At 36.7% G+C, this 11,909-nt stretch carries 14 protein-coding genes; 11 read left to right on the plus strand and 3 right to left on the minus strand.

Annotated elements, in window-relative coordinates; translation table 11 throughout:
- Positions 1–82 precede the first annotated feature (82 nt).
- Together JKA74_RS19070 and JKA74_RS19075 are read left to right on the plus strand one after the other, a co-directional pair.
- Positions 83–1,846, plus strand: coding sequence for an AMP-dependent synthetase/ligase (locus JKA74_RS19070; protein WP_201432843.1), 1,764 nt, complete (start codon positions 83–85; stop codon positions 1,844–1,846).
- A gap of 121 nt (positions 1,847–1,967) precedes the next feature.
- A complete protein-coding gene (locus tag JKA74_RS19075; protein WP_201432844.1) occupies positions 1,968–3,080 on the plus strand; it encodes a PQQ-dependent sugar dehydrogenase in 1,113 nt (370 codons plus the stop codon).
- A 24-nt stretch (positions 3,081–3,104) separates the two neighbouring features.
- Here JKA74_RS19075 and JKA74_RS19080 read toward each other — a convergent pair whose 3' ends face one another.
- A complete protein-coding gene (locus tag JKA74_RS19080; RefSeq protein WP_201432845.1) occupies positions 3,105–3,704 on the minus strand; it encodes a trimeric intracellular cation channel family protein in 600 nt (199 codons plus the stop codon).
- Positions 3,705–3,754: 50 nt separating this feature from the next.
- On the minus strand, positions 3,755–4,213 hold the full coding sequence (locus JKA74_RS19085; protein WP_201432846.1) for a YciI family protein: 459 nt from the start codon (positions 4,211–4,213) through the stop codon (positions 3,755–3,757).
- Positions 4,214–4,482: 269 nt separating this feature from the next.
- Here JKA74_RS19085 and JKA74_RS19090 point away from each other — a divergent pair, with 269 nt between their 5' ends.
- From JKA74_RS19090 to JKA74_RS19110, 5 genes are all read left to right on the plus strand, one after another.
- Positions 4,483–5,379, plus strand: coding sequence for an ABC transporter ATP-binding protein (locus JKA74_RS19090; protein ID WP_201432847.1), 897 nt, complete (start codon positions 4,483–4,485; stop codon positions 5,377–5,379).
- Positions 5,376–6,155: an ABC transporter permease gene (locus JKA74_RS19095; RefSeq protein WP_201432848.1), complete on the plus strand. Its 780-nt coding sequence runs from the start codon at positions 5,376–5,378 to the stop codon at positions 6,153–6,155. Before JKA74_RS19090 ends, JKA74_RS19095 begins: the two co-directional genes overlap by 4 nt.
- 49 nt (positions 6,156–6,204) lie before the next feature.
- Complete coding sequence (locus JKA74_RS19100; protein WP_201432849.1) at positions 6,205–6,786, plus strand: Crp/Fnr family transcriptional regulator; 582 nt, start codon at positions 6,205–6,207, stop codon at positions 6,784–6,786.
- A gap of 116 nt (positions 6,787–6,902) precedes the next feature.
- Entirely contained in the window at positions 6,903–7,346 is a 444-nt protein-coding gene (locus JKA74_RS19105; RefSeq protein ID WP_201432850.1) for a DUF1569 domain-containing protein, read from the plus strand.
- A gap of 18 nt (positions 7,347–7,364) precedes the next feature.
- Complete coding sequence (locus JKA74_RS19110; RefSeq protein WP_201432851.1) at positions 7,365–8,009, plus strand: hypothetical protein; 645 nt, start codon at positions 7,365–7,367, stop codon at positions 8,007–8,009.
- 50 nt (positions 8,010–8,059) lie between these two features.
- On the opposite strand, the gene JKA74_RS19115 is transcribed toward JKA74_RS19110, so the two are convergent.
- Positions 8,060–9,061, minus strand: coding sequence for a zinc-dependent alcohol dehydrogenase family protein (locus JKA74_RS19115; protein WP_201432852.1), 1,002 nt, complete (start codon positions 9,059–9,061; stop codon positions 8,060–8,062).
- Positions 9,062–9,188: 127 nt separating this feature from the next.
- Here JKA74_RS19115 and JKA74_RS19120 point away from each other — a divergent pair, with 127 nt between their 5' ends.
- From JKA74_RS19120 to JKA74_RS19135, 4 genes are all read left to right on the plus strand, one after another.
- Positions 9,189–9,536: a winged helix-turn-helix transcriptional regulator gene (locus JKA74_RS19120; RefSeq protein ID WP_201432853.1), complete on the plus strand. Its 348-nt coding sequence runs from the start codon at positions 9,189–9,191 to the stop codon at positions 9,534–9,536.
- Positions 9,537–9,579: 43 nt separating this feature from the next.
- The gene (locus JKA74_RS19125) at positions 9,580–10,551 is read left to right on the plus strand and encodes an NAD(P)-dependent alcohol dehydrogenase (protein WP_201432854.1); all 972 of its coding nucleotides are present in this window, start codon (positions 9,580–9,582) and stop codon (positions 10,549–10,551) included.
- Between the two features lie 45 nt (positions 10,552–10,596).
- Positions 10,597–11,085 carry an OsmC family protein gene (locus JKA74_RS19130; RefSeq protein ID WP_201432855.1) on the plus strand — a complete coding sequence of 163 codons (489 nt, stop codon included), beginning with the start codon at positions 10,597–10,599 and terminating at the stop codon, positions 11,083–11,085.
- A gap of 61 nt (positions 11,086–11,146) precedes the next feature.
- Positions 11,147–11,713 carry a Crp/Fnr family transcriptional regulator gene (locus JKA74_RS19135; protein ID WP_201432856.1) on the plus strand — a complete coding sequence of 189 codons (567 nt, stop codon included), beginning with the start codon at positions 11,147–11,149 and terminating at the stop codon, positions 11,711–11,713.
- Positions 11,714–11,909 lie beyond the last annotated feature (196 nt).

The following is an 11,909-nucleotide window of genomic DNA, read 5'->3' on the forward strand; positions in this document are numbered from 1 at the left end:
ATTGAATCAAAATCAATGGATTTTTAAGCCAATAGCATGTGGATTAAGTATTTTTTATGTAAATTTTAGAAAAAAATTATAGATGGAGCCGAGCAGATTATTTGACTTACTTGAATATCAACACAAAAATTATCCCATTAACGATGCCTTAGCAAGTAAAGTAGATGGTAGCTGGAAGAAATACAGTACAGAAGAATTAATTGACATAGTCAATGAACTCTCAAAAGGCTTCATAGAATTAGGCTTAAAAAAAGATAGTAAAGTTGGAATAGTTTCCAATAATCGTCCCGAATGGAATTTTGTTGATTTGGCACTTCAGCAAATAGGTGCCGTTAGTGTACCAATGTATCCCACAATTACAGAAAAAGACTATAGATATATTTTTGAGGACTCAGAGCTGAAGTATGTTTTTGTTTCTGATGCGGCATTATACCAAAAAGTAAAAAATGCTGCTGAAGGATTGGAAACAGTTAAGGGAATTTATTCATTCGATGATTTGCCTAATGTGGCTCATTGGACGGAAGTAAAAAAATTAGGAGAAAGCAGCTCAACTGATTTGGCATCTTATAAATCGGCTGTTCTTCCGGAAGACCTGGTTACCCTTATTTATACCTCTGGCACTACAGGAAACCCAAAGGGTGTAATGCTTACACACCATAATATTTTGAGCAATGCCATTTCAGTAGGGGAGAACCTTCCGAAAGATAAAGGAATTAAAACAGGTTTAAGTTTTTTGCCACTCTGCCATATTTTTGAAAGAACAACTACTTATTTTTATTTCTATCGGGGAATTTCTATTTACTATGCGGAAAACATTGATAAAATAGGGGACAATTTAAAAGAAGTTAAACCAGAAATGTTTACGACTGTTCCACGTTTGCTGGAAAAAATTTATGATAAAATAGTAGCTAAAGGAACTGAATTGTCAGGTATAAAAAAACAATTGTTCTTTTGGGCTTTGAATTTGGGGCATAAGTTGGATAAGCAAAAAGATCAGGGCTTTTGGTATAATTTTCAATTGAAAATGGCCAACAAAATAATTTTTAGCAAATGGAGAGAAGCCGTTGGCGGAAATATTGTGCTCATCGCTTCGGGTGGAGCTGCTTTGCAACCGCGCCTCGCCACCATTTTTTGGGCAGCGCAAATACCGATATTGGAAGCCTACGGCTTAACAGAAACTTCTCCCGGTATTTCTTTCAATCGATACAATAATGAAGATTTAAGAATTGGCACGGTTGGGCCAGCTATGCCGGGAGTTCAAATAAAAATTGCTGAGGATGGAGAGATTCTGGCAAAGGGACCCAACATTATGAAGGGTTACTACAATCAGCCGGAAAAAACAGCTGAGGTAATTGATGCAGAGGGTTGGTTCCATACGGGGGATATAGGAGAAATGGTCGAAGGAAGGTTTCTTAAAATTACTGATCGCAAAAAAGAAATGTTCAAAACTTCCGGTGGAAAATATATAGCTCCACAACTGATTGAAAATAAATTAAAGGAATCAACCTTTATTGAGCAAGCAATGGTAGTGGGCGATGGACAAAAATTTCCCGGAGCTTTATTGGTTCCCAACTTTGAAACATTAAAAGATTGGTGTAAGCATAAAGGAATCAAATATTCTACTGATGCAGAAATGGTAAAGGACAGCCAGGTACTACAAAAGCTTGATAAGGAGATACAAAAAGCAAATGATCAATTTGCACAATGGGAAAAAATTAAAAGAACACAACTTATACCAATTCAATGGACTGTAGAAGCCGGTGAGCTTACCGCTAAACTGAGTTTGAAAAGAAAGATCATCGAGAAAAACTATAAAAAAGAGATTGATGCTCTTTATCAGGAATAACCGGTAAGGTTCTCTTAAAGTTAAAAATTCAGTATTTTTAAATATTTCATTGAATAGAACATTCTGCTGCCTTTTGGGTATAAGTATTTGTGAGGAAACTTAATTGACCAAAATAACAATAATGAAGAAGCCTGTATATTTATGCGTCTTATTGGTTTTTCTACAAACCCATATCGCATGTTCAACTAATCAAACCACAGAAGAAGATCCAACAACAGAATTTAAAGTAGTCACCATTGTTGATGGTCTTGATGTACCGTGGGGAATGGATTGGTTACCGGATGGAAGAATGTTGGTAACAGAAAGAAGTGGCAAAGTTTTAGTCATTGAAAATGATGTAAAGACTGGCGAGCTATCGGGTTTGCCGGAAGTTTATGATAAAAATCAGGGAGGATTGCTGGATGTTCAGGTACATCCTGATTATGAAAATAACGGCTGGATTTATTTTAGCTATTCCAAGCCTGGAGATGGAGGAGCAAGTACAGCTATAATGCGTGCTAAATTAGAAGGTAATGCACTTGTCTCCCAGGAAGTAATATACGAATCTTTTCCTAAAACCAGGTCCGGAGTGCATTTTGGCTCCAGAATAGTTTTTGATGACAAAGGTTTCATCTTTTTCTCAATAGGAGAACGCGGAGAAAAAGAAAATGCTCAAAAATTAGAAAACCCTTATGGTAAAGTTCACAGATTACATGATGATGGACGTGTACCGGAAGACAATCCCTTTGTTTCTGATCCGGAGGCATCTCACAGCATTTGGACTTACGGAAACAGAAACATACAAGGCATGGCTTTTCATCCCGCTAGCGGAGAGCTCTATAGCCATGAGCATGGGCCGCAAGGAGGGGACGAACTGAACATTATGAAAAAAGGAGAAAATTACGGATGGCCGGAAGTCACTTATGGAGTAGACTATGGCGGGGGTGTAATTTCTGATGAAACAACAAAACCGGGCATAAAAGATCCTATCCATTATTGGGATCCATCCATTGCACCCAGTGGGATGACATTTGTAAATAGTGATCGCTATCCCAAATGGAAAAACAACATTTTACTGGGGGCACTAAAATTTCAATATTTATGCAGAGTAGTAATTGAAAATGGCAAATATGTAAAAGAGGCAAAGCTTTTGGAGGGAATTGGTAGGGTTCGTGATGTGGCTCAAAGTCCGGATGGCTATATTTATGTAGCAGTGGATGGTGGAAAAATAGTGAAGTTGGTTCCTGAAGATTAAATTTTAAAATAGTTTGTTGAGTGATTAAATCTGGGGAAAGTTAATATGATATTTCACAGCGAATACCCGAAGTGTTACAATAAATGAAGCGGAGCAGATAAAGTTCCAGTCTCTTGGTATATCAAAAGAATTAAGCATAACGTAAAACAATCCACCTGCCAGGCAGGCACTGGCGTAAATCTCCTTTCTGAATAAAACAGGTGTTTCATTAATTAAGGTGTCGCGGATTACCCCGCCAAAAACAGCAGAAAACATACCCATTATAGCAGCTATTTCCCAGCGAACACCCAATGATAAGGCTTTTTCTACACCCGCTACGGTAAAAAGTGCAATTCCTAAAGTATCAAAAATACTCAGCGTCCTTCTTAGTTTTTGGAGTACTTTATTAAAAAAACCAGCTATTAAAATGGCTACCAAAATGGTGTAAATGATATAAATATCCGTAATCCAGGTAAGGGGATAACTGCCTAGTAAAACATCACGTAAAGTACCGCCACCTATAGCGGTTACAAAACCGGTAAAGCCTGCTCCAAACCAATCCTCGGATTTTCCTTGCACAGCCAATGCCCCGGAAATGGCAAAAGTAAAAGTTCCTATAAGTTCAAGTATGTATTGGATGTTCATCTCATCAATTTGCCTAAAGATAATGGCTGAAACCGATAAAGCTTAAAAACTTAAGGATTGATTTTTGTGATTTTAGATTGGGTTTCCAAATATACGGGCAAAGCAGCAGCTCCGTACCAGCCATACAATTCATAATCTAACAAACCCTCACTGATCGCAGGATCTGTGGCGAGTAATTTTTTAGCTTCTTCAACCTCTTTTACTGTAAGAATGAATATACCGCGGTAAGTTTTTTCATTTTTCATTAATGGCCCTGCTACAATTAGCTGACCCGTTTCAGCCAGTCGTCCAATATTATTCATGTGGCCCCGAAATAAACTATCTACTACTTTTTTGTCCTCAATTACTACTTTTCCGGTTTTTAGCATTACCAATGTATATAATTTCATGCCATAATCATCAGCGCCTAAGGAGTCGGCCAATTCCTGATCATAGGAAGATGATTCATTTTGTGCCCAAACAATGTTGGCCATGCAAAGGGAAGCGAGAAGGAGAATAAGCGTTTTCATGTTATTTGATTTTTAATGGTTACCCCAGGATAGTTGGGGCAGGCTATTTCATAGTTTTGAAAATACTAAGTGTTTAAATTTATGCTTAATTTAAACAAATAAAAGAATATTTGCTGTCCCTTGTTTATTTATTCTGTTTATGCTACTTCCGATCCTTCTGTTTTAAAAAAGCATCTTTGTTTATAAAATGATTATATTTAAATGGAAGAGTGTAAACGAACTTCTTATTTAATAATCGTAGCGCTTTATAGGCAAAAATCACTGAACCTTTGGAAATAATTAAAACCGAAAGCCTTTCAAAATTCTATGGAGTTACTCCCGCCTCGGATAACATTAGTATTCATGTGAATGAGGGAGAAATCTATGGATTTATTGGTCTCAATGGTGCAGGAAAAACCACATTAATAAGGATGTTGCTGGGAATGATTAAGCCTGATGAAGGAGAGCTTAGCCTTTTCGGAAAAAAGATGAACCCGAGATTTAACTTATGGAATAATGTCGGCTACCTGGTAGAAACACCAAACTCCTATCCCAATCTGTCTGTGGTTGAAAACCTGAAAGTCTATTATCATCTGCGTCAGCTGAATGATCTTTCCTTGCTAGAAAGTATTATACAGGATTTGAAGCTAGTTAAATATAAAAATGTAAAAGCCAAACATTTGTCTTTGGGAAATAAACAACGTTTAGGTCTGGCAAAAGCCCTTATGCACAGACCTCAATTATTAATTTTAGATGAGCCCATTAATGGATTGGATCCGGAAGGAATAGTAGAAGTAAGAGAATTGCTAAAGAAACTAGCCAGGAACGGATCTACTATTTTTCTTTCAAGTCACATTTTAGGAGAGGTCTCCAAAATTGCTAACAGAATTGGTATTATCCGTAATGGAAAGTTAATTAAAGAGCTTACTAATCAGGAGCTTTCAGAACAGCTTATCAAAAAAGTAGTGGTACAAACTACAGATAATACAGCGGCCATTAAGTACTTATCAAGCAATAATTATGCGGCAGTTATAAATGATGAAAATGAAATCGAGTTGAATGAAAAGAAAGCCATTCTCCAACCTGAAAATTTATCGAGGATACTGACAGAGGCGGGGTTTCCTCCGAAGCAGCTCTATCTATTCACCGAAGATTTAGAAATGTATTTTTTGAGAAATATAAGATGAAACAAGCATTTATAGCAGAGCTATTGAAGATCAGGCACGCCAAAATTGTGTGGGTCACTTTTATTGCTTTTTCATTAGCACCCATTATGGGAGGAGTATTCATGTTAATTCTCAATGATCCTGTTGCCATAGAAAATGCCGGGGCTTTAAGTGCTAAAGCACAAATGATGAATTTTTCAGCTAACTGGAACTCCTATTTGGAAATTTTGACACAGGCAGTAGCTGTAGGTGGTGTTTTAATATTCGGATTTGTAGCCAGCTGGATTTTCGGAAGAGAATATTCTGATGATACAGCCAAGGATTTATTAGCATTGCCCACTTCACGGATAAAAATTTTAAATGCGAAATATAGCCTTTATGTAATTTGGTGCTTTGTCCTTACGGTTTCTAACTTAGTTGTGGGGGCGCTTATTGGCTTACTTTTACAATTACCCGCACCTACAACTGACCTGATCACTGCACATGCCACAAATTATTTTCTTACCACAGTTTTAACTGTTATAATAGGCACCCCGGTGGCATTTATGGCCATTTGGAGCAAAGGATATCTGGGGCCTTTAGGTTTTGTTGCTTTGGCCCTAGTATTTTCTCAGATAATAGCCGCCACAGGCTTTGGCTATTATTTTCCCTGGTCGGTTCCGGGACTTTTTAGTGGTGCCGGAGGAGAATATAAAGAACAACTTGATACATATAGTTACTTAATCTTAATCCTGACAAGTGTACTGGGCTATATCGCTACTGTTTCCTATTGGAGATATGCTGATCAGGAGAAGTGAAAATAGAGATCCAAGTTATTCGCAACCCCCAACCCTTCAAAGAAATATCATGAACGAAAAGCACTTTCTGACAAACATCTTCAACGACCAACAATTCAAAAAAGAAGAATTGGAAATCATTCTCCCAAAATATAAAAAAGTAGATTTTCTGAAAAATGACTTTCTCCTCAATGAAGGTAAAGTAGCCAATCAATACTGGTTTATTGAAAAAGGCTTTGTTCGTTCTTTTGCAACAGATCCTGAAGGGAAAGACATTAGCACTAATTTTTATTCTGTGGGAGATGTGGTCATTGACTGGCCCTCTTTCTTTTTAAGAAATTCAACAAGAGAAAACATTCAGGCTTTAACGGACTGTATTTGTTGGCAACTGGATTTTGAAACTTTTCAGCACTTGTTTCACAGCATAGAAACCTTTAGGGAGCATGGCCGGGCACGGCTTGTAGGAAGTTATTTTGCCCTAAAGCAGAATAGTATCTCCATGATTACAGATCAGGCAAAAGAAAGGTATAAAAAACTGGTAAAGGAAAAACCTCAAATAGTCCAAAATGTACCTTTAAAACAATTGGCAACTTATTTAGGTGTTACTGATACATCCCTTAGTCGAATCCGTAAAGAAATCGCTAGTGAATAAATTTCAGATTTATCCCTAGTTAAGTTTTTTTGGAATATTAATCCTCAACGGACTTTCTTGTCATATGGCAAGAGGAGTTTATTCTTAAAGCGATAGATTTGATCCAAAACAAAAAGATGAAATCTATACTCGACAAAAACACAGTTGTGGAAATGATTGATAGAATCAATTCACTTACTCCTCAGAGCAAAGCGCAATGGGGTAAAATGGATGCTTACCAAATGCTGAAACATTGTACTTTAAGTGAAGAAATGTTTTTAGGAAGAAAGAAATATGAAAGACTCTTCATTGGAAGACTTTTTGGTAAAATGGCCTTAAAAAGCATTCTTAAAGATGAAAGCAGGTTGAAACCGAATGGACCAACCCATCCGGAACTAAAAATTACAGGCTCAGGTAATTTTGAAGCAGAAAAAAACAAGTGGATTGAATTGCTCAATGAATACATCAGGTTTTCAAACCCTCATTTTGTACATCCTTTCTTTGGTAAAATGAGCAATGATCAAATTGGACAATATATTTACAAACATGCAGATCACCACTTGAGACAGTTTAACCATTAATTCTCTCTCCGGATCGTTATGAAAACACTACAATTCGCTTTTATTGGAATTACTCTTTTATCGCTTGTACTATTTTTTCTGGGTACAGGCAAAGACAAAAAAGTTTTGATTTTCTTTAGTTTGTGGGCAGTTTTTATAGCAGTACTCTCATATTCCGGATTTTTTCTAAATACAGAGACTTTGCCGCCAAGAATGCTGTTAGTAATTGTACCGGCCATATTTTATACCATTTATTTCTATAAAAAAATAGAAATCGCGAAAGTAAAGCGGAATGTGTTGGTGGCAATCCATATTGTAAGACTTCCTGTGGAAATTACCCTTTACCAGCTTTTTCTCCATGGAAAGGTTCCTGTTATTATGACCTATGAAGGCTGGAACTTTGATATAGTCATAGGTCTTTCTGCTATCATGTTGGTTTTTTATTTGGCTTTTGTCAAAAGAAATATCAATAAGCGATTGTTGAGAATCTGGAATATTCTTGGTATTGGGTTTTTAACTGTAATTGTCATGATAGCTATTCTGTCACTTCCATCACCAATTCAACAATTAGCACATGAGCAGCCGAATGTGGCCATTTTGGAGTTTCCTTTTACCTTGCTGCCTGCAGTGGTAGTACCCATTGTTTTATTGTCTCATCTTTTAATTTTGAAAGAGAACAGGTAAGTTCAGAGCAGTAAAAATACGCTATCCTTTATCTGGATAGCGTATAAACTTTAAAACGTGAGGACAACTTTTCCAAAATGTTTTCCTTTGTCAAAATAATCTAAAGCCTCAGAAAGCTCGGAAAGCGGAAAAAATTTATCCACTACCGGCTTAATATCATGAGTTTCGATTCTTTTGTTCATTTCTTCAAAAGAAGCTTTTGAACCAACCTGTACGCCTATTATAGAGAGATTTTTTTGATTAATATCAAATACTGATAAATTTACATTGGCACCGCCTAACAAACCAACGACAGCAATTTTTCCTCCAAACCTCATTACTGTAGTCGTTTTGCCAATTTCCGCCCATGACATTTCCAAAGCTAAATCCACACCGGCTCCTTTGGTTAATTCCAACACCTTTTTAGGCCAATCAGGGTTTGTTTTATAATTAATAGCTTCATCAGCCCCTAATAATTTGGCTTTCTCAATCTTTTCATCGGAGCTTGAAATAATAATCACTTTTGCCCCAATTGATTTGGCAAATTGCAAGGCAAAAATTGACACCCCACCTGTTCCTTGTAACAAAACAGTTTGTTTTTCCTTTAAGCCACCGACATTAAAAAGGGCTTCCCAGGCAGTAAGTCCTGCAATAGGTAAAGTGGAAGCTTCTTCAGTAGTAAGATTCGCAGGAATTTTAACCAGAGAATCTTCGGATAAAGCTATATATTCTGAAAAAACACCTGGTACATCCGTACCCAACCTATTTAGGAGGTTGGAGGCTTGTAAATTTCCCGACTGCCACGATTGAATAAAATGGGTTGAAACGACATCTCCAACTTTAAATTTGGATATACTGTTAACTGTTTTTTCCACAACTCCTACAGCATCTGATCCCAGCACATGGGGAAGCTTTGTACCCAATGCACCTTTGGCAATCATTAAATCCAATTGGTTAAGTGATATGGATTTAATTTTTACCAGGACCTCATTTGATTGTATAGTGGGTATAGGTTGTTCTTCTGTACTCACATTGTCCAGACCATAGCTATTTTTGATTACTATTGATTTCATTCATTTATTTTTAAGTGAAAGACAAAAGTATTTTATCACTATCTTTCAAACAAGTATGCACTTTTTTGTATACTAGTATCTAAAAGCATACTATTGCTGATTATCAATACTAAAACCGTAAAAAAAAATGAAAAAATATGTTAACGAAGCTGTTTGTTCAGTGGATTATGCTTTCAGAAGGATTGGAGGAAAATATAAAGGCAGAATTTTATGGTACTTAAATGATCAAACGATAATGCGGTATGGTAAACTTCGGAAAGCATTGACAGATATTACTCCTAAAATGCTGACACAAACACTAAGAGAATTGGAAAGCGACAATCTCATTAATAGAAGAGTATATCACGAGGTGCCACCTAAAGTGGAATATTCACTAACGGAAACGGGAGCAGAACTTATTCCTTTTATAAATTATTTACGCATCTGGGGTGACAAGCAAATCGAAAAGGAGAAAATGGAGTCAATAAAATGCTAATTTAGCATGTGATTATTCTTAACTTCAGTATCCTTTATCGAAAATGAAAGCAATTGTCTACACCAAATATGGCACGCCAGGAGTTCTTCATCTGAAAGAGCTAGATAAACCGATTCCCAAAGAGAACGAGGTTTTGGTAAAAATTCATACTGCATCTGTAAATTCCTGGGACTGGGATCTTCTTACCGGAAAACCCTATTTGTATCGCTTATTGTTTGGGATTTTTAAACCAAAACACAATATATTAGGCTGTGATATTGCCGGACGGGTAGAGGACGTTGGCAAAAAAGTGGAGCAACTTAAATTGGGAGATGAGGTATTTGGTGATATCTCCACATATTGGGGAGGCTTTGCTGAATATGTTTGTGTTCCTGAAAACACATTAGCATTAAAACCAGCAAGTATGAAATTTGAGGAAGCTGCTGCCACTCCGCATGCGGCTGTACTCGCCCTCCAAAGCCTTCGGGATAAAAAACAGCTTAAAAAAGGGGAGAAGGTTTTAATTATTGGTGCTGGTGGAGGCGTTGGTACTTTTGCAGTTCAAATGGCGAAATTATTTGGGGCAGAAGTGACCGCTGTAGACAGTGCTGAAAAATTAGAAATGCTCAGCTCATTAGGAGCGAATCATGTGATTGATTATAAACAAGAAGACTTTACTAAAAACGGGCAATGTTATGATCTGATTATTGATGTGGTAGCATCTCGTTCAGTTTTTGAATATAAAAAATCATTAATGGCCAATGGCATTTGTGTGATTGTTGGAGGCAGTATTTCTACACTTCTTCAAACAGCAATATTCGGTTCATTAATTTCAGGGAGCCAAAATAAAAAAGTAAGTGTTTTAATACATGAAGCCAACAAGGACATAGCATTTATTAAGGAGCTTTTTGAAGAAGGAAAAGTAAAACCTATTATTGATAAAAGTTATTCATTAGAAGAGGTTCCTGATGCGCTGGCCTGTCTCGGAAATGGAAAAGCCAGGGGAAAATTAGTTATCAATGTATTGAACGATTAAAAAACACATTTACGAACAAACACCCACCCTAAAGACCAAAAAAGTATGGCAAAAACACATCATTATAATGCCACGATTGTCTGGATCGGCAATAAAGGACTCGGAACAAAAGACTATCGATCATTCGATCGTAACCACACCATTTCTATTGACAATAAACCAGATATTTTGGCTTCATCAGACCCGGCATTTTTGGGTGATAGTTCCAGACATAATCCTGAAGATCTTTTAGTGTCATCATTATCAGCCTGCCATATGCTATGGTACCTGCATTTATGCGCAGTAAATGGAATAATAGTGGTGGATTATACAGACAAGGCAAGCGGGACAATGGAAGAAACAAAAGAAAGTGGAGGGCACTTTACAGAAGTTGTTTTACGACCCACTGTAATTATTACAGATCCGGCACAAATAGATAAGGCAAATGAACTACATAAAGAAGCAAACAAAATGTGTTTCATCGCTAACTCCTGCAACTTTCCTGTGAGGCACATGCCTGAATGTAAGGTGAAAAACGGAATGAATAATTCTTAAGAGGATGCGAAATATCGAAAAATAAAGTAGCCTTAGATGAAAACTTCAGAAACTATGTTTTATGGAACAATATGAGTTTTTCAAACTTTTTCACGATCTCAGTATAGAAGATTACAGCTTGCTGACCAAAAATCTAAAAAGCAGGAATTTCAAAAAAGGAGATCTAATAACAGCTCCGGGACAAATTCAGAAGGAGCTTTTTTTTGTTAAAAGCGGGGTTCAGATGTCCTGTTTTGAAACCCAAAGAAACACACATGTCATAGCTTTTACTTATTCTCCTAATTTGTGCGCTATTCCTGATTCATTTTCCTTTCAAAGACCCTCAAGCTATTACCTCAGCTGTTTAACAGACAGTGAAATGGAATATTTATCATATGATGATTTACAGACATTATTTGACCAGTCACATCAAATAGAACGTTTATTTAGAAAAATGACAGAAGCGGTTTTAGCAGGAGTATTAACCCGGCATGTGGAGCTCCATTCATTAAAAATGGAAGAAAGGTATAAAAAATTCTGTCAAAGAAGCCCTCATTTACTTCAGCTTGTCCCCCACAAATATATTGCTTCCTATTTAGGAATTGACCCCACCAATTTCAGTAAGCTATACAACAATGTAAAATTCTGACATTGGTTTAGACCAAGACTGTTATTACAGAATCTCCCGACCTTTGAATTAAATCAAAGCTTTTTCTTTGGTAATGATGTCAAAAATAGTTGGTGATTTTTATCTAGTAATTGTATTATCTTAGGATTGTAAATCTGAAGAGGAAGTAGGCTCTGCTGAGGAGCAACCTATCAGCAATAAGGTTTACCAACTGGAA

Source organism: Marivirga aurantiaca (assembly GCF_016679925.1).
Lineage (GTDB): Bacteria > Bacteroidota > Bacteroidia > Cytophagales > Cyclobacteriaceae > Marivirga > Marivirga aurantiaca.